This is a genomic window from Micromonospora sp. NPDC048063, from assembly GCF_043202855.1.
Classification (GTDB): Bacteria; Actinomycetota; Actinomycetes; order Mycobacteriales; family Micromonosporaceae; genus Micromonospora.
Window position 1 is genome coordinate 704,596 of record NZ_JBIDBG010000003.1, and the last position, 23,568, is coordinate 728,163.

Annotated in this window: 17 protein-coding genes; 8 read left to right on the plus strand and 9 right to left on the minus strand. The window is 74.2% G+C overall.

Annotated features, from left to right (window positions below):
* Window positions 1-170: 170 nt before the first annotated feature.
* Window positions 171-2,624 (minus strand): Tex family protein, encoded by a 2,454-nt coding sequence (locus tag ACGFZ2_RS11605; RefSeq protein WP_393267468.1) that lies wholly within the window; start codon window positions 2,622-2,624, stop codon window positions 171-173.
* A 240-nt stretch (window positions 2,625-2,864) separates the two neighbouring features.
* Between ACGFZ2_RS11605 and ACGFZ2_RS11610 the strand changes: the two genes are divergently transcribed.
* A complete protein-coding gene (locus ACGFZ2_RS11610; RefSeq protein WP_350706438.1) occupies window positions 2,865-4,376 on the plus strand; it encodes a dGTP triphosphohydrolase in 1,512 nt (503 codons plus the stop codon).
* Between the two features lie 6 nt (window positions 4,377-4,382).
* Here the strand turns inward: ACGFZ2_RS11610 and ACGFZ2_RS11615 are convergent, their stop codons facing one another.
* From ACGFZ2_RS11615 to ACGFZ2_RS11640, 6 genes are all read right to left on the minus strand, one after another.
* On the minus strand, window positions 4,383-5,528 hold the full coding sequence (locus tag ACGFZ2_RS11615) for an MBL fold metallo-hydrolase (RefSeq protein ID WP_393452510.1): 1,146 nt from the start codon (window positions 5,526-5,528) through the stop codon (window positions 4,383-4,385).
* Window positions 5,529-5,633: 105 nt separating this feature from the next.
* Window positions 5,634-6,647: a serine hydrolase gene (locus tag ACGFZ2_RS11620; RefSeq protein WP_393267460.1), complete on the minus strand. Its 1,014-nt coding sequence runs from the start codon at window positions 6,645-6,647 to the stop codon at window positions 5,634-5,636.
* 134 nt (window positions 6,648-6,781) lie between these two features.
* On the minus strand, window positions 6,782-7,963 hold the full coding sequence (locus tag ACGFZ2_RS11625) for a zinc-dependent alcohol dehydrogenase (RefSeq protein ID WP_393452513.1): 1,182 nt from the start codon (window positions 7,961-7,963) through the stop codon (window positions 6,782-6,784).
* 296 nt (window positions 7,964-8,259) lie between these two features.
* Window positions 8,260-9,024, minus strand: a complete 765-nt coding sequence (locus ACGFZ2_RS11630) for a succinate dehydrogenase/fumarate reductase iron-sulfur subunit (RefSeq protein WP_350706426.1) — start codon at window positions 9,022-9,024, stop codon at window positions 8,260-8,262.
* A complete protein-coding gene (locus ACGFZ2_RS11635) occupies window positions 9,021-10,958 on the minus strand; it encodes a fumarate reductase/succinate dehydrogenase flavoprotein subunit (protein ID WP_393452516.1) in 1,938 nt (645 codons plus the stop codon). The genes ACGFZ2_RS11630 and ACGFZ2_RS11635 overlap by 4 nt, the downstream gene beginning before the upstream one ends.
* Window position 10,959: 1 nt before the next feature.
* Window positions 10,960-11,649, minus strand: a complete 690-nt coding sequence (locus tag ACGFZ2_RS11640) for a succinate dehydrogenase cytochrome b subunit (protein ID WP_393452519.1) — start codon at window positions 11,647-11,649, stop codon at window positions 10,960-10,962.
* A 77-nt stretch (window positions 11,650-11,726) separates the two neighbouring features.
* Here ACGFZ2_RS11640 and ACGFZ2_RS11645 point away from each other — a divergent pair, with 77 nt between their 5' ends.
* Window positions 11,727-12,656 carry a LysR family transcriptional regulator gene (locus ACGFZ2_RS11645; RefSeq protein WP_393452522.1) on the plus strand — a complete coding sequence of 310 codons (930 nt, stop codon included), beginning with the start codon at window positions 11,727-11,729 and terminating at the stop codon, window positions 12,654-12,656.
* 87 nt (window positions 12,657-12,743) lie between these two features.
* The gene (locus ACGFZ2_RS11650; protein WP_393452525.1) at window positions 12,744-14,066 is read left to right on the plus strand and encodes an FAD-dependent oxidoreductase; all 1,323 of its coding nucleotides are present in this window, start codon (window positions 12,744-12,746) and stop codon (window positions 14,064-14,066) included.
* A 138-nt stretch (window positions 14,067-14,204) separates the two neighbouring features.
* Here ACGFZ2_RS11650 and hrpA read toward each other — a convergent pair whose 3' ends face one another.
* A complete protein-coding gene (hrpA, locus tag ACGFZ2_RS11655) occupies window positions 14,205-18,236 on the minus strand; it encodes an ATP-dependent RNA helicase HrpA (RefSeq protein WP_393452528.1) in 4,032 nt (1,343 codons plus the stop codon).
* 133 nt (window positions 18,237-18,369) lie between these two features.
* Here hrpA and ACGFZ2_RS11660 point away from each other — a divergent pair, with 133 nt between their 5' ends.
* Window positions 18,370-18,810 (plus strand): cytidine deaminase, encoded by a 441-nt coding sequence (locus tag ACGFZ2_RS11660; protein WP_393267443.1) that lies wholly within the window; start codon window positions 18,370-18,372, stop codon window positions 18,808-18,810.
* 4 nt (window positions 18,811-18,814) lie between these two features.
* Here the strand turns inward: ACGFZ2_RS11660 and ACGFZ2_RS11665 are convergent, their stop codons facing one another.
* Window positions 18,815-19,174 (minus strand): YciI family protein, encoded by a 360-nt coding sequence (locus ACGFZ2_RS11665; RefSeq protein ID WP_393267442.1) that lies wholly within the window; start codon window positions 19,172-19,174, stop codon window positions 18,815-18,817.
* Window positions 19,175-19,299: 125 nt separating this feature from the next.
* Here ACGFZ2_RS11665 and ACGFZ2_RS11670 point away from each other — a divergent pair, with 125 nt between their 5' ends.
* The 4 genes from ACGFZ2_RS11670 to ACGFZ2_RS11685 all read left to right on the plus strand — a co-directional run bounded on the left by ACGFZ2_RS11670 (window position 19,300) and on the right by ACGFZ2_RS11685 (window position 23,398).
* Window positions 19,300-20,346: a FecCD family ABC transporter permease gene (locus tag ACGFZ2_RS11670; protein ID WP_393452531.1), complete on the plus strand. Its 1,047-nt coding sequence runs from the start codon at window positions 19,300-19,302 to the stop codon at window positions 20,344-20,346.
* Between the two features lie 67 nt (window positions 20,347-20,413).
* Window positions 20,414-21,517: a FecCD family ABC transporter permease gene (locus tag ACGFZ2_RS11675; protein WP_393452534.1), complete on the plus strand. Its 1,104-nt coding sequence runs from the start codon at window positions 20,414-20,416 to the stop codon at window positions 21,515-21,517.
* Window positions 21,518-21,542: 25 nt separating this feature from the next.
* Window positions 21,543-22,454, plus strand: a complete 912-nt coding sequence (locus ACGFZ2_RS11680; protein ID WP_393452537.1) for an ABC transporter ATP-binding protein — start codon at window positions 21,543-21,545, stop codon at window positions 22,452-22,454.
* Window positions 22,454-23,398 carry an ABC transporter substrate-binding protein gene (locus tag ACGFZ2_RS11685; protein WP_393452540.1) on the plus strand — a complete coding sequence of 315 codons (945 nt, stop codon included), beginning with the start codon at window positions 22,454-22,456 and terminating at the stop codon, window positions 23,396-23,398. Before ACGFZ2_RS11680 ends, ACGFZ2_RS11685 begins: the two co-directional genes overlap by 1 nt.
* Window positions 23,399-23,568 lie beyond the last annotated feature (170 nt).

Sequence of the window (23,568 nt, forward strand, 5' to 3'; positions counted from 1 at the left end):
CGGCCCGACGCCGTTCTGGTGCCGGCCCGTCGCCCGGGTTCTTGCCGGCTCTGTTTCCGGCGCCGGACCCCGGCCGTCCGCTGATCTCGGGCAGCGGTCGCCACCGGCTGCACCCGCCGGCCGCGGGCCCGCCGGGCGGTGCGCGTTCGCGCCCGCCCGGCGGGGTGTCCTCAGGCCAGGCCGGCCCGGCGCAGCGCGTCGGCCATGGCGCTGTTGGCCGCTGCCGGCGCGGCGCCGCCCCGGCCGCCCTGCCGCTGCGGCGATCCGCCGCGCCCGCCCTGCCCGCCGCCGTCCCGGCCGCCCTGCCCGCCGCGGTCCCGGCCGCCCTGCCCGCCGCCGTGACCGCCGCCCCGGCTGCCCCGGTCGCCGCGCGGCCCGCCCTGCCCGCCGCGCTCGCGGCGGCCACCCTCCGGACCGCCGCGCCCGGCACCGGCCTCTGCGTCGTCCTCGAGCCGCAGGGTGAGCGAGATCCGCTTGCGGGGCACGTCGACGTCGAGCACCTTGACCCGGACCACGTCGCCGGACTTGACCACCTCGCGCGGGTCCTTCACGAACGTCCGGGACATGGCCGAGACGTGCACGAGGCCGTCCTGGTGGACCCCGACGTCCACGAACGCGCCGAACGCGGCCACGTTGGTGACCACGCCCTCCAGCACCATCCCCGGCGTCAGGTCGCTGATCTTCTCCACGCCCTCCACGAACGTGGCGGTGCGGAACTCCGGCCGGGGGTCGCGGCCCGGCTTCTCCAGCTCGGCGAGGATGTCCGTGACGGTGGGCAGGCCGAAGGTGTCGTCGACGAAGTCGGTGGCCCGCAGCCCGCGCAGGATGGTGCTCCTGCCGATCAGGGAGCGCACGTCCTGCCCGGTGCTGGCCAGGATCCGGCGCACCACCGGGTACGCCTCCGGGTGCACGCTGGACGAGTCCAGCGGGTCGTCGCCGCCCGGGATGCGCAGGAAGCCCGCGCACTGTTCGAACGCCTTCGGCCCGAGCCGGGGGACCTTCTTCAGCTCGGCCCGGGTGCGGAACGGCCCGTTGGCGTCGCGGTGCAGCACGATGTTCTCCGCCAGCCCGGCGCCGATGCCCGACACCCGGGTCAGCAGCGGCGCGGAGGCGGTGTTGACGTCGACCCCGACCGCGTTGACGCAGTCCTCGACCACCGCGTCCAGCGACCGGGAGAGCTTCACCTCGGACAGGTCGTGCTGGTACTGGCCGACGCCGATCGACCGCGGGTCGATCTTGACCAGCTCGGCGAGCGGGTCCTGCAGGCGGCGCGCGATGGAGACCGCGCCGCGCAGCGAGACGTCCAGCCCGGGCAGCTCCTGGGCGGCGTACGCGGACGCGGAGTAGACCGACGCCCCGGCCTCGGAGACCACCACCTTGGTCAGGTTGAGCTGCGGGTGCCGCTTGATCAGCTCCCCGGCCAGCTTGTCCGTCTCCCGGCTGGCGGTGCCGTTGCCGATGGCGACCAGCTCGACGCCGTGCGCGCCGGCGAGCCGGGCCAGGGTCTCGATCGAGGCGTCCCACTGCCGGCGCGGCTCGTGCGGGTAGATCGTGTCGGTGGCGACCACCTTGCCGGTGGCGTCCACCACGGCGACCTTCACGCCGGTGCGCAGGCCCGGGTCCAGCCCCATCGTGGGCCGGGTGCCGGCGGGCGCGGCGAGCAGCAGGTCGCGCAGGTTGGTGGCGAAGACCCGCACCGCCTCCTCCTCGGCCGCCTGCCACAGCCGCATCCGCAGGTCGGCGCCGAGGTGGATGAGGATCCGGGTGCGCCAGGCCCAGCGCACCGTGTCGGCCAACCACCGGTCGGCCGGCCGGCCCTTGTCGGTGACGCCGAACCGGCCGGCGATCGCCGCCTCGTAGCGGCTCGGCCCGGTGGGCGCCGCGTCGGCCTCGCCGCCCTCCTCGGGCTCCATGGTCAGGTCGAGCACGCCCTCCTTCTCGCCCCGGAACATGGCGAGGATCCGGTGCGAGGGCAGCTTCGGGTACGGCTCGGCGAAGTCGAAGTAGTCGGCGAACTTCGCGCCGGCCGACTCCTGCCCGTCGCGTACCCGCGAGACGAGCCGGCCCCGCGACCACATCTGCTCGCGCAGCGTACCGATCAGGTCGGCGTCCTCGGCGAACCGCTCGATGAGGATGGCCCGGGCGCCCTCCAGGGCGGCGGCGGGGTCCGCGACCCCCCTGTCGGCGTCGACGTAGCCGGCAGCGGCCTCGCGGGGGTCCCGGGACGGGTCGGCCAGCAGCGACTCGGCGAGCGGCTCCAGCCCCGCCTCGCGGGCGATCTGCGCCCGGGTCCGCCGCTTGGGCTTGTAGGGCAGGTAGATGTCCTCCAGGCGGGACTTCGAGTCGGCCGCCATGATCTGCGCTTCCAGGGCCTCGTCGAGCTTGCCCTGGCCGCGGATCGACTCCAGCACCGCCGCGCGCCGCTCGTCCAGCTCGCGCAGGTAGCGCAGCCGCTCCTCCAGGGTGCGCAGCTGGGTGTCGTCGAGCAGGCCGGTGGCCTCCTTGCGGTAGCGGGCGATGAACGGCACGGTGGCGCCGCCGTCGAGCAGCTCCACGGCCGCCCGTACCTGACGCTCGGCGACGCCGAGCTCCTCGGCGATCCGCTGATGAACAGAGAGGGTCACGATCTCGATCCGCCTTCGGTGTGGGTTCCGCTGAGTATTCTGCCGGCCTCCACCGACTGCCGTCGCCGCCCCCGCCCCGGCGCGTCGGGTGTAAGGAAGGGCACCTTGTTATCGCCTGGGGTAGAGGAAGGGGCCCTTCCTTACACCCGCCTCGCGCGCGACGCCGCGGCCGGTGCGCCGCCGGCTACCGAACCGGCGGGCGTGCGCCGTTCCGGCCCACGCTGCGCTAGCGTGGCGATCATGGAACCTCCCGCGGACCCGCGGGCCCGGCGGCTCTTCGGCGGCAGCGCCCGGGCCCTCGGCGACCTCGCCGCCAGCCCGTTCCGGGCCGACCGGGACCGGATCGTGGCCTCGCCGTTCTTCGCCCGGCTGAACGGTGTGACCCAGGTGGTCAGCCCCGGTGGCTCCGGCCTGCTGGTGCACAACCGGCTGACCCACAGCCTCAAGGTCGCCCAGGTGGCACGCGCGATCGCCGAGCGGCTCACGGCCGACGGCGAGCACCGCGACCTGCTGGAGAAGCTCGGCGGCTGCGACCCGGACGTGGTGGAGGCCGCCGCCCTCGCACACGACCTCGGCCACCCGCCGTTCGGGCACCTGGGGGAGCGGGTGCTGGACCGGCTGGCCCGGCAGCGGCTCGGGCTCACCGACGGCTTCGAGGGCAACGCCCAGTCGTACCGGATCGTCACCAGCACCGAGATCCGCGGCGCGGCGACCACCGGCCTGGACCTCACGGCGGCGGTGCGGGCGGCCATGCTGAAGTACCCGTGGACGCGCCTGGACCACCCGGACCCGCACCCCCGGCTGCTGGACCCGCCGCCGCGCGGCGCCACCCCGCCGCCCGACGACCCCGGCAGCGGCTCCTCGAAGTTCGGCGCGTACCGGACGGAGGTCGACGACCTGCGGCAGGCCCGGGAGCCGTTCGTCGGCCGGATTCCGGACTGGCAGCAGACCGTCGAGGCGTCGGTGATGGACACGGCGGACGACATCGCGTACGCGATCCACGACGTGGAGGACTTCTACCGCGTCGGGGTGCTCCAGCAGGGCGCGGTCTCCGCCGAGCTGATGGCCTGGCAGCGCGAGAGCGGGCACTTCCGGGCCATCACCGACGCGGCCCTGACCGCCGCGGCCCGCCGGCCCGGCTCGGCGATCGAGCGGCTGCGCCGGCAACTGCACCGCAAGGACGCCTGGATCGCCGACGACGAGGCGTTCGCCGCCGCCGTCGAGCACGTCCGCGAGGAGTTGGTGGAGGGGCTGCTCGCGATGCCCTTCGACGGCTCCATCGAGGCGGAGCAGTACGTGGCCCGCTTCTCCGCCCGCTGGACCACCCGCTTCGTCGACGCGATCACGGTGGTCGAGCAGCCCTCGGTCCGCTCCGGCCACGTGCTGCTCGCCCCGGCGCAGTGGCACGAGGTGCAGGTGCTCAAGTTCGTCCACCACCGGTTCGTGCTGGCCCGGCCCGACCTGGCCCTGCACCAGCGCGGGCAGGCCCGGCTGCTGGGCACCCTGGTGGAGGCGTTGCTGGACTGGCTGCTCGACCCCGAGGAGGAGTCCCGGCTGCCGCGCCGCCTGCACGACCTGGTGGAGCTGGCCGAGGCGGAGCTGCACCCGCGTACGCCGGACCGGCTCGGCAAGGCCCGCGGCCGGGCGATCGTCGACTTCGTCGCCCAGCTCACCGACGGCCAGGCGGTCGCCATGCTGGACTCCCTGTCGGGCCGCTCCGGCGCGCTCTGGACCGACGCGTTCGTCCTCTGAGGACGCTCAGGCGACGGCCTGCCACCAGCCGTCGACGGCCGGCGGGTCGTCCACCACCACCCGCTCGCCGGGGCGGGGCACGGCGAGCCGCACGTCGCGGGCCTTCGCCTCGGCCCAGATCCGGTCCACCGGCTCCGACCAGTCGTGCAGGGCGAGGTTGAACGTCGCCCAGTGCACGGGGAGGAGCAGCCCGCCGCGCAGGTCGAGGTGGGCGGCGACGGCCTCCTCGGGGAACATGTGGATGCTCGGCCAGGCCCGGTCGTACGCGCCGATCTGCATCAGCGTGACGTCGAACGGCCCGTGCTCCGCGCCGATCGCCGCGTAGCCGTCGAAGTAGCCGGAGTCGCCGGTGTAGAAGACCTTCCGGTGCGCGCCGGCCACCACCCAGGAGCCCCACAGCGTGCCGTCGCGGCGCAGGCCCCGGCCGGAGAAGTGTTGGGCGGCGGTGGCGGTGATCTCCAGCCCGGCCACCCGGTGGCTCTCGGACCAGTCCAGCTCGACGATCCGCGCCGCCGGGACGCCCCAGCGGTCCAGGTGCGCGCCCACCCCGAGCGGCACCAGGAACGGCGCCGACTGGAGGTCGGTCAGCGCCCGCACGGTCGCCATGTCGAGGTGGTCGTAGTGGTCGTGCGAGATCAGGATCGCGTCGACCGGGGGCAGCTCGTCGAGGCGGACCGGCATCTCGTGCAGGCGGCGGGGGCCGACCCGGGCCGATGGCGAGCACCGCTCGCTCCACACCGGGTCGAGCAGCACCTTGCGGCCCTCGATCTCGATCAGCGCGGAGGCGTGGCCGTACCAGACGACGTTCAGCTCGCGCGTGACGTCGGTGGCCGGGGCGGCGCCCGGGCGCAGCAGCGGCACGGGGGCGCTCGGGCGGCGCTTCTGCTTGCCGAAGATCAACTCACGGATCAGGCCCCGATCGGGCGCGCCGGCCATCGAGCGGGTGCCGCCGGGGTTGTGGAAGGTGCCGTCGCGGAACTGCGGCGAGCGCGCCGCCCGCTCCGCCCGCGCGCCGGTGAGCCGGCCGCCGAGCGCCGCCGGCACGTCCCGGGCCACCCACGCCAGCCCGGCCAGCGCGGCCAGCCCGGCCGCCCCGCGCAGCTGGCGCCCCAACGCCTGGTCGAGTCCCGCGCGTTCCGCTGGTGCGCCCATCGCCGTCCCTCCGCCGTGTCCCGTCGTACACGGTAGCCGGGTCTCCGGCGGGTCTGCGGGCGGTCAGGGTGGCCCCCGCCGGGGCCACCCGCGCCGCGCGGCGGCTCAGCCGCCGTTGCTGGGCCGCTGCACGGCCGGACGGTGGGTCGCGCCCGCGCCGGTGAGGCGGTCGACCGCGGCGAGGAAACGCCGGCCCATCCGGGCCCGGGCCTCGACGGCGGGATGGGTGGCGCCGTAGTCGTCGGCGCCGGCCTGCCCGTCGGCGAAGAGGGCGTACGTCAGCAGGGGCGCACCGGCCGCGTCGAAGATCACCCCGGCCTCGTGCCGGGCGTCGGCGAACCAGCCGGCCTTGGTGGCGATCCGGGCCCGCTCGGCCGAGGACATGACGCGCCGGACCCCGTCGGTGTACGCGACGGGGGCGCGCAGCAGCCGCAGCACGAAGGCCGTGGCGGCCGGCGAGAGCAGGGTGCCGCCGACCAGGGCGCGCAGCAGGTCGTGGGTCTCCCGGGGGGTGCTGGTGCCGAGGAAGAACCGGTTCGGGTTGGCCACCGGCTGCACCTGCGTGTTCGGGAAGCCCTTGTCCCGCAGGATCTGGTTGAGTTCGGCGGCGGGGCAGACCAGGCCGCACAGCCGCACCGCCGTGTCGTCGGAGACGGTCAACAGGTTGGCCAGCGCGTGGCCGAGCGTCACCGAGCTGGGGTAGGCGCCGTCCAGGCTGAACATGCCGTCCCCGCCGGGCACCACGATCGCGGCGGTGACCTCGACCCGCTGGTCGAGCGTCAGCAGCCCCCGGTCGACCTTGTCCAGCACCGCCGTCGCCACCGCGATCTTGTTGACGCTGTACGCCTCGATCCGCCGGTCCGGCTCGTCGGCCACCGCCACCGCCGGCTCGCCGGCCGGATCGGCGACGCTGACGTACGCCTGCCAGTTGCCGCCGGCGCGGTCGGTCTCCCGCGCGTAACTCGCGGCGACCCGACGGGCGGCCTGCCGGGGTGTGGCCGGAGCCGGTTCGGTGACCTCGGGGGCGGCGGACGCCGGCGCGGCGGCGCCGAGCACCGTCCCGGCGGTGGCCACCGTGCCGAGTCCCAGCGCGGTCCTGCGGTTCACCCGGATGGTCAATCGTCTCTCCCGTCGTGGTGGTCGGCCGTGCTCTCCGGCCCACCACCCTAGGCGAAACGATCGACGCCGGTGATCCCACGACGCGCTCGTCCGGCCGATTCCGCTGGTCGCGCCGGTGACGACCACCGTCCGGCTCACGGCGCGAGTACGACCTTGACGCAGCCGTCCTGTTTCTTCTGGAACATCTCGTACGCCTGCGGCGCCCGCGCCAGCGGCACCCGGTGGGTGCGCAGGTCCGCCACGCCCAGCGGGTCGTCGTCGGAGAGGAGCGGGATGATCTCGTCGGTCCACCGACGCACGTGGCACTGGCCCATCCGCACCTGGATGCCCCGGTCGAACATCTCCATCAGCGGCATCGGGTCCACCTCGCCGCCGTACACCCCGGAGACGGAGACGGTGCCACCGCGCCGGACCGCCCTGAGCGCCGCCTTGAGCACGACGAGCCGGTCGACGCCGACCTTGTCGGTCATGGCCTGGGCGAGTTTGTCGGGCAACAGCCCGGCGGCGGTCTGGGCGAGCTTGCCGAGGGGAGCGCCGTGCGCCTCCATGCCGACGGCGTCGATCACCGCGTCGGGGCCGCGCCCGTCCACCAGGTCGATCAGCGCACCGGGCACGTCGTCCAGCTCGCGCACGTCGAGCACCTCGATGCCGTGCCGGCGCGCCATCGCCAGCCGCTCCGGAACCAGGTCCAGCCCGATCACCCGGTCGGCGCCGAGGTGCCGGCCGACGCGCGCGCAGAACTGGCCGACCGGGCCGAGCCCGAAGACGGCGAGGGTGCCGCCGCGCGGGGTGTCCGCGTACTTCACCGCCTGCCACGCCGTCGGCAGGATGTCGGACAGGTAGAGCCACCGCTCGTCGGGCCCGGTCTCCGGCACCTTGATCGGGCCGAACTGGGCGTGCGGCACCCGCAGGTACTCCGCCTGCCCGCCGGGCACCGAGCCGTAGAGCGAGGTGTAGCCGAACAGCGCGCCGCCCTTGCCCTCGGACGTCACCTGGGTGGTCTCGCACTGGGCGTAGAGCTGCCGCTGGCACATCCAGCAGGTGCCGCAGGAGATGTTGAACGGCACCACCACCCGGTCGCCCGGCTTGAGCCGGGTCACCCCCGGGCCGACCTCCTCGACGATGCCCATCGGCTCGTGGCCGAGGACGTCGCCGGGCTTGAGGTACGGCCCGAGCACCTCGTAGAGGTGCAGGTCGGAGCCGCAGATGGCGGTCGAGGTGATCCGGACGATCGCATCGGTCGGCTCCTCGATCCGTGGATCCGGCACCTTCTCGACCCGTACGTCCCGCTTGCCCTGCCAGGTCAGTGCCTTCATGTCCCGACGTCCCCTCTCGCGTTCTCCGGTGGACTGCTACCCGCCCACGCCGGCTTGAACCGGGGCTTGAACCGGACCCGCCGGCCGGCTGCCCGCCGGCAGCTCGACAGGGTCGGCGAGGGGCCTGGGCGGCTTGGCGATCGCCGCGCCGGACCAGCGGGCCGACGGGACGGGGCCGCGAGGCGGGGCCGACGGGACGGCCGCGAGGGGTGACCGGGCGGGCGAGTGCCGAAAGCGGGCGGGCCGCCGCACCCGCAGGGGTGCGACGGCCCGTCGTCGGTGTGCTGCCGGAAGGGTCAGGCGCCGGGGGTGTTGTCGCCCCGCTTCGAGGTGGCCATCAGGTAGTCGCGGTTGAGTCGGCCGATCGTGTTCAGCGGGATGCCCTTCGGGCAGACCACGGTGCACTCACCGGCGTTGGTGCAGCCGCCGAAGCCGGCCTCGTCGTGCGCGTCGACCATGCCGATCACCCGGGTGTAGCGCTCCGGCTGCCCCTGCGGCAGCAGTGAGAGCTGGGTGATCTTGGCGGCGGTGAAGAGCATGCCGGAGCCGTTGGGGCAGGCGGCCACGCAGGCGCCGCAGCCGATGCACTCGGCCGCCTCGAAGGCGGCGTCGGCGTTGGCCTTGGCGACCGGGGTGGAGTGTGCCTCGGGGGCACTACCGGTCGGCGCGGTGATGTAGCCGCCGGCCGCGATGATCTTGTCGAACGCGCCCCGGTTGACCACCAGGTCCTTGATGACCGGGAACGCCCGGGCCCGCCACGGCTCGATGTCGATCGTGTCGCCGTCGGAGAACTGCCGCATGTGCAGCTGGCAGGCGGTGGTGCCGCGCTGCGGCCCGTGCGCGTTGCCGTTGATCATCAGGCCGCACATGCCGCAGATGCCCTCGCGGCAGTCGTGGTCGAACGCCACCGGCTCCTCGCCGGCGAGGATCAGCCGCTCGTTGAGCACGTCGAGCATCTCCAGGAACGACATGTCCGGGGAGACGTCGTCGACCTTGTAGGTCACCATCCGACCCTTGTCCTCGGGGCCGGACTGGCGCCAGATGCGCAGGGTCAGGTTCACTTGTAGCTCCGCTGCGTGGGGTGGACGTATTCGAACTTCAGGTCTTCCTTGTGCAGCACCGAGGGCTCGCCGGTGGCGGTGAACTCCCAGGCCGCGACGTACGCGAACCGCTCGTCGTCGCGTTCCGCCTCGCCGTCGGGCGTCTGGTGCTCGGCCCGGAAGTGGCCGCCGCAGGACTCCTCGCGGTGCAGGGCGTCGATGCACATCAGCTCGGCCAGCTCGAAGAAGTCGGCCACCCGGCCGGCCTTCTCCAGCGACTGGTTGAGCCCCTCGCCGTTGCCCGGCACCCGGACCCGCTGCCAGAACTGGTCGCGCAGGGCGCGGATCTCGTCGATCGCCTTGCGCAGCCCGGTCGCGCTGCGCTCCATGCCGCAGTGCTCCCACATGATCTGGCCCAGCTCGCGGTGGAACGAGTCGACGGTCCGGTCGCCGTCGACCGCCAGCAGCCGCTGGATGCGGTCCTCGACGTCGGCACGCGCCTGCACGGCCGCCGGGTGGCTGGCGTCGACCTTGTCGAACGGCCCGGCCGCCAGGTAGTTGGCGATGGTGTTCGGCAGCACGAAGTAGCCGTCGGCCAGGCCCTGCATCAGCGCCGAGGCGCCGAGCCGGTTCGCGCCGTGGTCGGAGAAGTTCGCCTCGCCGACCACGAACAGGCCCGGGATGGTCGACTGGAGGTCGTAGTCGACCCAGAGGCCGCCCATCGTGTAGTGCACGGCGGGGTAGATCCGCATCGGGACCTCGTACGGGTCCTCGCCGGTGATCCGCTCGTACATCTCGAAGAGGTTGCCGTACTTGGCCTCGATGGCCTTGCGGCCGAGCCGGTTGATCGCGTCGGCGAAGTCCAGGTAGACGCCGAGCCCCGTCTGGCCGACGCCGCGTCCCTCGTCGCACACGTTCTTGGCGGCGCGGGAGGCGATGTCCCGGGGGACCAGGTTGCCGAAGGAGGGGTAGATCCGCTCCAGGTAGTAGTCCCGCTCGTCCTCGGGGATGTCCTTCGGGCCGCGGGTGTCGCCCTTGGCCTTGGGCACCCAGACCCGGCCGTCGTTGCGCAGCGACTCGCTCATCAGGGTCAGCTTCGACTGGTGGTCGCCGGAGACCGGGATGCAGGTCGGGTGGATCTGCGTGTAGCAGGGGTTGGCGAAGTACGCGCCCTTGCGGTGCGCCCGCCAGGTGGCGGTGACGTTGCAGCCCTTGGCGTTGGTGGAGAGGTAGAAGACGTTGCCGTAGCCGCCGGAGGCGAGCACGACCGCGTCCGCGAACTCCGTGGTGATCTCGCCGGTGACCATGTCCCGGACGACGATGCCCCGGGCCTTGCCGTCGACGACGATCAGCTCCAGCATCTCGTGCCGGGCGTTCATCTCGACGTTGCCGAGGCCGATCTGCCGCTCCAGCGCCTGGTACGCGCCGAGCAGCAGCTGCTGACCCGTCTGGCCCCGGGCGTAGAAGGTGCGCTGCACCTGCGCGCCGCCGAAGGAGCGGGTGTCCAGCAGGCCGCCGTACTCGCGGGCGAACGGGACGCCCTGGGCGACGCACTGGTCGATGATGTTGACCGAGACCTCGGCCAGCCGGTGCACGTTCGACTCCCGGGACCGGAAGTCGCCGCCCTTGACGGTGTCGTAGAAGAGCCGGTGCACCGAGTCGCCGTCGTTGCGGTAGTTCTTGGCGGCGTTGATGCCGCCCTGCGCGGCGATGGAGTGCGCCCGGCGCGGGCTGTCCTGGTAGCAGTAGGACTTGACCCGGTAGCCCTGCTCGGCGAGCGTGGCGGCGGCCGAGCCGCCGGCCAGGCCGGTGCCGACCACGATCACGGTCATCTTCCGGCGGTTGGCCGGGTTGACCAGCTTGGCCTCGAAGCGGCGGCGGTCCCAGCGGGTCTCGATCGGGCCCTCGGGAGCCTTGGTGTCGGCGATCGGGTCGCCCTCGGTGTAGAGATCCATGTCAGGACACCAATCCGGTGAGTACGGCGAACGGGACCACCAGGAAGCCGGCGCAGAGCGCGACGGCGAAGACCAGCGCGGCGCTGCGCGCCCGGCGCTCGCCCTTCGGGGTCTGCTGCCCCAGGCTGCGGAACGCGCTGAACGCCCCGTGCCGCAGGTGGAAGCCCAGCGCGACGATCGCCAGGGTGTAGAAGAGCGTGACGTACCAGCGCTCCGGCGCGAAGTCGGCGACGACGTTGGCGTACGGCTTCGTCGGGTCGCCGACCGGGTTCAGATGGCCGGTGGTCAGGTCCAGCAGGTGGTAGATCACGAAGAGCAGGATGATCACCCCGCCCCAGCGCATGGTGCGGGCCGCGTAGCTGCCCTGGACCTTCGGGCGGTGCGCGTACCGGACCGGTCGGGCGGCGCGGGAGCGCCGGGCCAGGGCGGTGGCGGCGGCGATGTGCGCCACGACGGCGACGGTCAGCGCGCCGCGCTGGATCCAGAGGAACCAGACGCCCGGCAGCATCGGCTTGCCGATGTCGCGCAGCCAGTGCGCGTAGTGGTCGAACGAGGTCTCCCCCGTGAACACCTTCAGGTTGCCGAGCATGTGCAGGATGAGGAACAGCACCAGGATGATGCCCGTCACCGCCATGACGGCCTTGAGGCCGACGTTGGAGCGGATGGGCGACCGAGTTCTCGTGACTACCACCCGATCGACGCTAGGAGCACATGGATCAGTCGTCCAATGCATCGACCTCGCAGTCTTGATAGCTATAGGCTATGTAGATGCAGCTCCATCAGCTGAAGTACTTCGTCGCGGTCGCCGAAGTCCGACATTTCACCCAAGCTGCCGATCTGGTGGGCATCACGCAACCCTCCTTGAGTAAGCAAATTCACGCCCTGGAGGACGCCCTCGGTGCCCCCCTCTTCGAGCGGGTAAGGGGCAACATCGCGCTGACCGCGGCGGGGGAGGTGCTGCTTCCGCTGGCCAAACGGATCCTCGCCGACGTGGACACGGCGACCCGCGAGGTGCAGGAGCTGGTCGGCCTGCGGCGCGGCCGGGTCCGGCTCGGCGCCACCCCCAGCCTGGCCACCTCGCTCGCCCCGCCGGTGCTGCGCCGGTTCCGCGACGCCCACCCCACCGTCGACCTGCGGGTGGAGGAGAGCGGCTCGCAGGACCTGGTCCGCGACCTGCTCCGCGGCGACCTCGACCTGGCGCTGATCATCATGCCGGCGCAGGGCACCGATCCCGGGCTGCGCGCGGACCCGATCCTGCGGGAGAGCCTGGTGGTCGCCTCGGTGGAGGAACTGCCGGTCGCCCCCGACGCCGGCCAGCTGCGCGTCGGCGACCTGCGCGACCAGCCGATGGTGATGTTCCGGGAGGGCTACGACCTGCGCGACGCCACCATCCAGGCCTGCCGGGAGGCCGGCTTCGAGCCCACCATCGCGGTCGACGGCGGCGAGATGGACGCCGTGCTGAGCTTCGTCGAGGCCGGGCTGGGCGTCGCGCTGGTGCCCGGGATCGTGGTGGCCCGCCGCGCGGGCGTCCGGGTCACCCGGCTGGCCCCACCCGGCGTCCGGCGGACCATCGCGGTCGCCCGGCGCCGCGACGTGGTGCCCACCCACGCCGGCCGGGAGCTGCGCCGGATACTGCTGGAGTACGTCCGCGACGCCACCGCCGACGGCGACCTGCCGCCCGGCGTCGAGCCGCTCTGACCCGCCGGGACAACCCGTCGGCAAGACGACCCCGGGTGCGCAAGGCGGAAGGCGAATCCCGGCCGGCGGTCGACCTACGCTGCCCGCATGGCAACCGGCAGCGCCGTGGTGATCGGCGCCAGCATGGGCGGCCTGCTGGTCGCCCGCGCACTCACCGAGGCGTACGACCGGGTCACTCTCGTCGACCGCGACGTGCTGCCCGAGCGGGCGGCCAGCCGCCGGGGCGTGCCGCAGGGGCGGCAGTTGCACGTCCTGCTGGCCCGGGGCCGGCAGGCGTTCGAGGAACTGCTGCCCGGCATCACCGCCGAGCTGACCGCGAACGGCGTGCCCACGGTCGACCTGCACGAGCAGGTCCACTGGTACAACGACGGCCACCGGATGCGGCGCGCGCCGTCGCCGCTGCTCGGCTTCGGGGTCAGCCGGCCGCTGCTGGAACAGGTGGTCCGGCGGCGGGTCGCCGCCCTGCCCGGGGTCCGGATCGTGTCGGGCTGCGAGGCGGAGGGGCTCACCACCACCGCCGACCGGCGCCGGGTCACCGGCGTGCGGCTGCGCCCCCGCGACGGGGAGCCGCACACCGTCGAGGCCGACCTGGTGGTGGACGCCGGCGGCCGGGGCAGCCGTAGCCCCGTGTGGCTGGCCGAGCTGGGCTACCGGCCGGCGCCCGAGGACCGGGTCCGGATCGGGGTCACCTACGTCACCCGCACTTACCGGCGTGAGCCGCACCACCTGGAGGGGCTGCTCGGCGCGCTCACCAACGCCGTGCCCGGCCAGCCGTGGGGCGGCATCGTCGCCGTGCAGGAACAGGACCGGTTCGCGGTGGCGCTCAGCGGCGTGCTCGGCGAGGAGCCGCCGGCCGACGACGAGGGGATGGCCGCCTTCGCCGACCGCCTCGCCGCCCCGCAGATCGCCGAGCTGCTGCGTACGGCGCGGCCGGCGAGCCCACCGGTGACGATGCGGTACCCGGCCAGCGTGCGGCGTCGCTACGAGCGGCTGCGCCGCTTCCCGGCCGGCTACCTGGTGGTGGCCGACGCGTTGTGCAGCTTCAACCCGGTCTACGGGCAGGGCATGACCGTGGCCGCGCTGGAGGCGCTGTTGCTGCGCCGGCTGGTCCGGCGGCGGCCGGACCGGCTCGCCCGGAGCTTCTTCCGGGGCGCGGGTCGCCTGATCGACGGGCCGTGGTCCATCGCGGTCGGCACGGACCTGCGCTTCCCCGAGGTGCCCGGTCGGCGTTCGCCGCGGGTGCGCCTGGTCAACGCGTACGTCGGCCGGCTGCACGCCGCGGCGGCCCGGGACGCGGCGCTGGGCGCGGCGTTCCTGCGGGTGCTCAACCTCGTCGACCCGCCGGCGCGGCTGCTCTCCCCGCCGGTGCTGCTGCGGGTGCTGCGCGGCGCGTCCGCGTCGGCGCGCTGACCCGCCCGGCTCAGCCACGCCCGGCGGCCCGCCCGCGTCGGCGCGCCGCCCCCGCCGGGCTCACCCGGCGGCCGTCGCGGAGACGAACACCGGTTTCGCCCGGCCGCACAACGCCGGTTTCGCCCGGCCGCACCGGGACTACCTGCCCTCGGCGTCGTCCATCGCGCGGTAGATCCGCTGCTCCGACACCGGGTACGGGGTGCCCAGGGCCTGGGCGAAGACGTTCACCCGCAGCTCCTCGATCATCCAGCGGATCTGCCGGACCGCCGCCGACTGCCGGCGGCTCGGCGGCAGCGCGGCGAGCATGTCCCGGTATTCCTTCTGCACCACCGCGATCCGGTCCTGCTGCTGCTTGTCGCGCTGCGGGTTGCCGGGCAGCCGGTCCAGCCGCCGCTCGACCGCCGTGAGGTAGCGCAGCAGGTCGGGCAGGCGCGCGTACCCGGTCTCGGTGACGAAGCCGGCGTGCACCAGGCCGGTGAGCTGGGCCCGGATGTCGGCCAGCGCCGCCACCACGGCCAGGTTCTGGGTCTTGCCGAGCCGTTGCTCCACCGCGTGCGAGGCGGCGAGCACCCGGCGCACCCGGTCCATCACCTCGACCACGGTGTCCACCAGGTCGGCGCGGACCCTCTCGCGCAGGGCGGCGAAGCCCTCGGCGTCCCAGGCCGGCCCGCCGGCGTCGCCGATCAGCTTGTCGATCGCCGCCCCGGCGGCGTCCTCGATGAGCTGCTGCACACCCCCGTGCGGGTTGCGGCTCAGGGCCAGCTTCGCCTCGTTGCTCAGCCGCCCCTGGAGGAACCTCGCCGGCGACGGCACGGTCAGCCGGAGCAGCCGCCGGGTGCCCGCCCAGTGCGCGGCCTCCTGCTCGGCCGGCGAGTCGAACACCTTCACCCCGACCGTGGCGCCCTCGTCCACCAGCGCCGGGTACGCCGTCACCGCGTACCCGGCCCGGACCTGCTCGATGGTGCGCGGCAGCGTGCCGATGCCCCAGTCGGTCAGCCCGGTGCGGGCCACGTCCGGCGCGGCGGCGGCCACCACCTGGCGTACCTCCGCCTTGAGCTGGCGTTGCAGGGCCGGCAGGTCCTTGCCCTCGGCGACCGGCTTGTTCTCCTCGTCGAGCACCCGGAAGCTCACCCGCAGGTGCGCGGGGAGCCGGTCGAGGTCCCAGGCGTCGCGGGGCACGGTGACGCCGGTCATCCGGCGCAACTGCCGGGTCAGCGCGTCCAGCAGCGGCTCCTCGCCGGCCGGCATCGCGGCGAGCGCCGCGCGGGCGTAGTCCGGCACCGGGACGAAGTTGCGGCGCACCGCCTTGGGCAGCGAGCGGATCAGCGCGACCACCAGTTCCTCGCGCAGCCCGGGGACCTGCCAGTCGAAGCTCTCTGCCGGCACCTGGTTGAGCAGCGGCAGCGGGATGTCGACGGTCACGCCGTCGGTCGCGGTGCCCGGCTCGAACCGGTAGGTCAGCGGCAGGGTCACCCCGTCGGCCGACCACTCGTCGGGGTAGTCGGCCTCGTCCACCCCGCCGCGGCCGGCGTTGACCAGCAGCTCCCGGGTGAAGGTGAGCAGGTCCGGCTGCTCGCGGCGGGTCTTCTTCCACCAGGCGTCGAAGTGCCGCCCGGAGACCACGTCCGCCGGGACGCGGGCGTCGTAGAAGTCGAAGACGGTCTGGTCGTCGACGAGGATGTCGCGGCGGCGGGCCCGGTTCTCCAGCTCCTCGATCTCCGCCAGCAGCCGCTGGTTGTCCCGCCAGAAGTGGTGGTGGGTCTGCCAGTCGCCCTCCACCAGGGCGTGCCGGATGAACAGCTCGCGGGACAGCGCCGGGTCGATCCGGCCGAAGTTGACCTTGCGTGAGGTGACCAGCGGGACGCCGTAGAGCGTCACCTTCTCGTACGCCATCACGGCCGCCTGCTTCTTTTCCCAGTGCGGCTCGCTGTAGCTGCGTTTGACCAGGTGCTGGGCGAGGGGCTCGACCCACTCCGGCTCGACCCGGCCGTTCACCCGGCCCCAGAGCCGGGAGGTCTCCACCAGCTCGGCGGCCATCACCCACCGCGGCGGCTTCTTGAACAGCGCCGAGCCGGGGAAGAGCGCGAACTTGGCGCCCCGCGCGCCCAGGTACTCGTGCTTCTGGGCGTCCTTGAGCCCGATGTGCGACAGCAGGCCGGCCAGCAGCGACTGGTGCACCCTGGGGGTGTCGATCTCCTCCGGCAGGTCCGCGCCGCCCCGGCGCCGGCCGCCGCCGTCGGCGTCCCGCGCCGGTCGCCCTTCCTCGGGGGTACGCAGCACCTGGCGCAACTGGCTGACGATGTCCTGCCACTCGCGTACCCGCAGGTAGTTGAGGAACTCCGCCTTGCACATCCGGCGGAACGCGCTGGAGGACAGCTCGCGCTGCTGCTCGCGCAGGTGCCGCCACAGGTTGAGCAGCGTCACGAAGTCCGACTCGCGGTCGGTGAACCGGGCGTGCGCCTGGTCGGCCTGGGCCTGCCGGTCCGCGGGCCGTTCGCGGGGGTCCTGGATCGACAGCGCGGCGGCGATCACCATCACCTCGGTGGCGCAGCCGTTGCGCTCACCCTCGACGACCATCCGGGCCAGCCGCGGGTCGACGGGGAGCTGGGCGAGCCGCCGGCCGAGCGGGGTGAGCCGCTTCGCCGGGTCGGTCTCGGCCGGGTCCAGCGCGCCCAGCTCGTGCAGCAGGTTGACGCCGTCGGCGATGTTGCGTCGGTCCGGCGGGTCGATGAACGGGAACGCGGCGATGTCGCCGAGCCCGATCGAGGTCATCTGGAGGATGACCGAGGCGAGGTTGGTGCGCAGGATCTCGGGGTCGGTGAACTCGGGGCGGGACAGGAAGTCCTGCTCGTCGTAGAGGCGGATGCAGATGCCGTCCGAGGTGCGCCCGCAGCGCCCCTTGCGCTGGTTGGCGGAGGCCTGCGAGACCGGCTCGATCGGCAGCCGCTGCACCTTGAGTCGGCTGCTGTAGCGGGAGATGCGGGCCGTGCCGGGGTCCACCACGTACTTGATGCCGGGCACGGTGAGCGAGGTCTCCGCGACGTTGGTCGCGAGCACCACCCGGCGCCCGGCGTGCGGGGCGAAGACCCGGTGCTGCTCGGCGGTGGAGAGCCGGGCGTAGAGCGGCAGGATCTCCGTGCCGCGCAGCGCCGGCTTCTCCACCAGCTTGCCCAGCGCGTCGGCGGTGTCCCGGATCTCCCGCTCGCCGCTGAGGAAGACCAGGACGTCGCCGGGCCCCTCGGCGGCCAGCTCCTCGACGGCGTCGCCGATGGCCTGGATCTGGTCCCGGACGTTCTCCTCGTCGTCCCCGTCGTCCTCGCCCTCGGCGACCTCGACCAGCGGCCGGTAGCGCACCTCGACCGGGTACGTGCGCCCGGACACCTCGACCACCGGCGCCGGGACGCCGTCCGGCGCGTCGTCGGTGGGCGGCCCGGCGAAGTGCCGGGCGAACCGCTCGGTCTCGATGGTCGCCGAGGTGATGATCACCTTGAGGTCGGGGCGGCGGGGGAGGAGCTGCCGGAGGTAGCCGAGGATGAAGTCGATGTTGAGGCTGCGCTCGTGTGCCTCGTCGATGATCAGGGTGTCGTACTGGCGCAGCATCCGGTCGGTCTGCAACTCGGCGAGCAGGATGCCGTCGGTCATCAGCTTGACCAGGCTCCGGTCGCTCACCTGGTCGGTGAAGCGCACCTTGTAGCCGACCACGTCGCCCAGCTCGGTGCCGAGCTCCTCGGCGATCCGGTCCGCCACCGTACGCGCGGCCAGCCGGCGCGGCTGGGTGTGCCCGATCAGCCCGTTGATCCCGCGCCCCAGCTCCAGGCAGATCTTGGGCAACTGGGTGGTCTTGCCGGAGCCGGTCTCGCCGGCGACGATCACCACCTGGTGGTCGCGGATCGCGGCGGCGATGTCGTCCTTGCGCTCGCTGACCGGCAGCTGGGCCGGGTAGGTGACCACCGGCACGGCGGCGCGCCGGCTCTCCAGCCGCGCCTCGGCCCGCGCGACGTCGGCGGCGATCTCGGCGAGCGCCTCGTCGCGCCGCTGCGGGTCCCTGAGCCTGCGCACCCCGTCCAGCCGCCGTTGCAGGCGACGCTGGTCGCGGAACATCAGGGGGCGGAGGCGGCGGTGCAGCTCGCGAGCGGGATCGGTCGCGGCGGGTGCGGCTGGATTCTGCATGTCGTCGCCAAGGATAGGCAGCCGGCGGCCGGACCGCTCCCGGGTTACCGGTCCGCCCGCGTGCGTCCGCCCGCGCGGGCGCCGGCGGGTCTAGAGTTGACCGCCGACCGACGTCGAACCACGGGGATGCGCGATGACGATGCGGGACACTGACCGGGCCCTGGTGCAGGCCGCCACGGCGGTCGCCAAGCTGCGCTGCCGCAGCGAGAACCACACGGTCGCCGCCGCCGCGCGGACCACCGACGGTCGGGTCTTCACCGGGGTGAACGTCTACCACTTCACCGGCGGCCCCTGTGCGGAGGTGGTCGCGGTCGGCGCCGCCGCCACCCAGGGCGTCACCGAGCTGGAGACGATCGTCGCGGTGGGCGACCGGGGGCGCGGGGTGATCGCGCCCTGCGGGCGCTGCCGGCAGGTGCTGCGCGACTACTTCCCCACCATCCGGGTCATCGTCGGGCCGATGGACGCGCTGCGCGTGGTGCCGGTCGCCGAGCTGCTGCCCGAGACCTACGTCTGGGCCGACCACCAGCTCGACGGCCCCTCGCTGCCGGCGGCCCGCACCGGCGGCGAGGGCTGACGGCTCAGTCGCCCGCCGCCGCCTCCAGCATGGACCGGGGGACCGGCACGCTCTCGAACCGCACGTTGCCCTCCGGCACCATCCAGCTCATCACCTGCACGGCCAGCCGCCCGGCCCGCACGGCCGGGTCGTTGTGGTACAGCTCGCGGGCCTCCTCGGGGCTGATCGAGAGCACGACGAATCCGCGCAGCCGGTCGTCGTCGGCCGCCACGAAGGGCCCCGCCGCCAGGACGAGACCCTGGTCCACCAGCCCCGCCTGGTGGGCCAGGTGGGCGTCCTGCAACCGGTCGGCCGCGTCCAGCGGCAACTCCGGGGCGTCCGGCGGGCGCACCAGGAGCACCACCGTGTGCTGGTCGAATCGCATCCCCCCAGCGTAGGGCCGGGACGCGCCGCCGGGCGGCGGCGCGGCGGATCGACCACCGCTGGTTAGGCGGCCCTAACCGGGTGAGCTAAGGTAAGGCGAACCTAAGCACAGCTTGCGGGAGACTCGTGACCACCCTCGCCACCCCACCGGCCCCGGCCGGCACCCGGCCCCGCGCGCATGGCGGTCGCCGGGCGGCGGTCGCCGTCGCCGCCGTGCTGGTGCTGCTGTTGGCCGTGCTGGCGAGCTTCGCGCTCGGCAGCCGGTCGCTCGCCGTCGACGAGGTGTGGCGCGCCCTGGTCGCCCCGGACGGCGGCGAGGCCACCACCATCGTCCGGGAGCTGCGGATGCCGCGCACCGCCCTCGGCCTCGCCGTCGGGCTGGCGCTCGCCGTCGCCGGGGTGCTCTTCCAGGCGCTGACCCGCAACCCGCTCGCGGAGCCGCGCATCCTCGGGATCAGCGCCGGCGCGTCGTTCGGCGTGGTGCTCGCCATCTCCGTCTTCGGCGTCGGCAGCCTCGCCGGCTACGTCTGGTTCGGCATCGGCGGCGCGCTCCTCGCCGGCCTGCTGGTCTTCGCCGTCGCCACCCGCGCCCGCGAGGGCGCCAGCCCGGTCACCCTCGCGCTGGTCGGCGCGGCCCTCGACGCCAGTCTCGCCTCCGTGGTGTACGCGCTGCTCAGCATCGACGCCCGCACGTTCGAGGACTACCGGTTCTGGGTGGTCGGCGGGCTCACCGGGCGAGATCTCTCGGTGGCCGCCCAGGTGCTGCCGTTCGTGCTCGCCGGGCTGGTGCTGGCCGCCCTCGTCGCCCGCGGCCTGGACGCCCTCGCCCTCGGCGACGACGTGGCCCGGGGCCTCGGGCACCGGATCGGGCTGGTCCGCCTCGGCGGCGGCGTCGCCGCCGTGCTCCTCACCGGGGCGGCCGTCGCCGCCGCCGGCCCGATCGCCTTCGTCGGGCTCGCCGTGCCGCACCTGGCCCGCGCCCTGGTCGGCGCCGACCACCGCTGGACCCTGTTGGTCTCCGCGCTGCTCGGGCCCGCGCTGCTGCTCGGCGCCGACGTCGTCGGCCGGCTGGTCGCCCCGCCCGGGGAGGTGCCGGCGGGCATCGTCACCGCCCTCGTCGGCGCCCCGCTGCTGGCCTGGCTGGTCCGGCGGGCGAAGGTGGTGACGGCGTGACCGCCCCCGCCCTGGTCGGCGCTCTGCCGCCCGCCTTGCTCGTTTCCCGCGCGAAGGTGGTGACGGCGTGACCGCCCCCGCCCGCCCCGCCGCCCGGAAGCCGGCCGACCGGTCGACGGGCCGCCCCCGTGCCGGAGTCGTCGCGCTGCCCGGGCGCTCGCTGGTGCGCGTCGGCCCGGTCGCCATGCAGATCCGCCGCCGCTCGGTGCTGGTCGCCGCCACGCTGGTCGTGCTGCTGTTGGGCGCCGGGGTGCTCAGCCTCTCCCTCGGCACCCCGTACGTCGCCCCGGTCGACGTGCTGCGCGCCCTCTCGGGCGCCGGCACCCCGTACGACCTGGTCGTCTTCGACCTGCGGCTGCCCCGGCTGGTGCTGGCCGCGGTGGCCGGCGCGGCCTTCGGGGTCGCCGGCACGCTGATCCAGAGCGTGGCCCGCAACCCGCTCGCCAGCCCGGACGTCGTCGGCATCACCCAGGGCGCCGGCCTCGCCGCCACGGTGGCCCTGACCGGCGGGGCCGCCGCGGTGATCGTGGCGCCGGCGGCGCTGGCCGGCGGCCTGGCCGCCGCCGCGCTGCTGTTCGCCCTCGGCGCCCGGCACGGGCTGGCCGCCCAGCGGTTCGTGCTCGCCGGCGTGGCGGTCGCCTTCGCGCTGCGGGCCCTGACCGAGGTGGTCATGCTCACCGCCGACCCGATCGACGGGCTGCGCGCGCAGATCTGGCTGATCGGCACGCTCGCCGGCAAGGGCTGGACCGAGGCCCTCTGGATCGCCGGCACCCTCGTCGCGCTCCTGCCCGTGCTCGCCTGGGCCGGCTGGGCGCTGAACAGCACCGCGCTGGACGACGACACCGCCCGGGGGATCGGCCTGCGCCCGGTGGCCCGCCGGGTCGGCCTCGCCGGCACCGGGGTGCTGGCCGCCGCGATGGTCACCGCCCAGGTGGGCGCGGTCGACTTCGTCGCCCTGGTCGCCCCGCAACTGGCCCGGCGGCTGGTCCGCGCGGAGCGACCCCCGCTGGTCTGCGCCGCCCTGCTCGGGGCGCTGCTGCTGGTGCTGGCCGACCTGGCCGGCCGGCGGCTCTTCGCCCCCACCCAGCTGCCCGCAGGGGTGCTGACCGCCGCCATCGGCGGCCCGTACCTGATCTTCCTGCTGGTCCGCGGCCGCCGGCGTTCCTCGTGATGTCCCACCCTGGCAAGGAGGCATGATGCTCTCCACCCGCGACCTGGTCGCCGGCTACGACGAGCGGACGGTGCTGGACGGGCTCGACCTGGAGCTGCCCGCCGACGCGTTCACCGTGATCGTCGGGCCCAACGCCTGCGGCAAGTCCACCCTGCTGCGCACCATGGCCCGCCTGCTCACACCCCGGCGGGGCGCGGTGCTGCTCGACGGCGCTGCCATCCGGGACCTGCCGACCCGCGAGGTCGCCCGCCGGCTCGGCGTGCTGCCGCAGAGCCCGCTGGTGCCGGAGGGGGTCACCGTCGCCGACCTGGTCGGCCGGGGCCGGCAGCCGTACCAGCGGTGGTGGCGGCAGTGGTCGGAGGAGGACAGCGCCGCCGTCGACCGGGCCATGGCGCTCGCCGACGTGGCCGGGTTGGCCGGCCGGGCCGTGGACACCCTCTCCGGCGGTCAGCGGCAGCGCGTCTGGATCGCCATGACCCTCGCCCAGGACACCGAGGCGCTGCTGCTCGACGAGCCGACCACCTTCCTCGACCTCGCCCACCAGGTGGAGGTGCTGGACCTGCTGCACCGGCTGCGCGCCGAGCGGGGCCGGACGGTGGTGGCCGTGCTGCACGACCTCAACCAGGCCGCCCGGTACGCCGACCACCTGGTCGCGATGCGGTCCGGCGCCGTGGTGGCCGCCGGGCCGCCCCGGGAGATCCTCACCGCCGACCTGGTCCGGGACGTCTTCGGGCTCGACTGCGTGGTCGTGCCCTGCCCGGTGACCGGGGCGCCCCTCGTGGTGCCCGCGCTCACCACTCCCTCGCTGACCCGGCCGTCCGACGTGGCCGACCTGGTCGGCTCAGCTCCGGCGGGACCGCCGCCCCCGGCGGCCCGCCCCCCGGCCGAGGACGCGCTCACCCCGCGCACCGGCTCGTACCCCTCGAAAGGAATCTGATGCGTCGTCTCGCCGCCGCTCTCACCGTGGCGCTGGCCCTCGGCGTCGGCCTCACCGCCTGCGGTGAGAGCGACCCGGTCGCCGGCACCACCACCGGGGAGACCCGGGAGATCACCCACGCCATGGGCACCACCAAGGTGCCGGCCGACCCGAAGCGGGTCGTGGTGCTCGACACCGACAAGATCGATACCGCGCTGTCCCTCGGCGTCACGCCGGTCGGCGCCGCCACCGCGGGCGAGGCGAAGAGCTGGCCGACCTACTTCGGCGAGGAGAAGCTCGCCGGCATCAAGGAGGTCGGGGTGCTCACCGAGCCCGACCTGGAGGCGATCAACGCCCTCAAGCCGGACCTGATCCTGGGCAGCAAGTTCCGCCAGGAGAAGTTCTACGACGAGCTGAAGGCCATCGCGCCGACCGTGTTCACCGAGAAGGTCGGCGTCACCTGGAAGGAGAACTTCCTCCTCGACGGCAAGGCGCTCGGCAAGGAGCAGCAGGCCAAGGACCTGCTCACCGCGTACGAGACCCGGGCCAAGGAGTTCGGCGCCAAGCTGGGCGACGCCGCCGACCGCAAGGTGTCCATCGTCCGCTTCATGCCGACCGAGATCCGGGTGTACGGGCCGGACTCGTTCTCCGGCATCGTGATCGGCGACACCGGCCTGGGCCGCCCCGAGCGGCAGCTGCTGACCGGCAAGGAGGACCGGCGGATGGACCGGGTGAGCCCGGAGCGCATCGGCGAGGTCGACGGTGACGTCATCTTCGTGACCGCGTACGGCGAGAAGGCCGCCGCCGAGCAGGCCAAGGTCACCGGCGGGACGCTGTGGAAGGCGCTGCCGGCGGTCAAGGCGGGCAAGGCGCACGTCGTCTCCGACGAGATCTGGATGACCGGCATCGGCGTCGGCGCCGCCAACAAGATCGTCGACGACCTGGAGAAGTACCTCACCGCCTGACCCATGTCCGCCCGGCCCGTCGGGCAACCGCCAGTGGTGGGCGCCCCCGCCCCCCGGGGGCCCCCCCCCGGGGGGGGGGGGGGGGGCCCGCCCGCGGGGGGGGGGGGGGGGGCCCCCCCGGGGGGGGGGCGGCCGGGGGGGGCGCCCGGCCCCCCCGCCCCCCCCCCCCC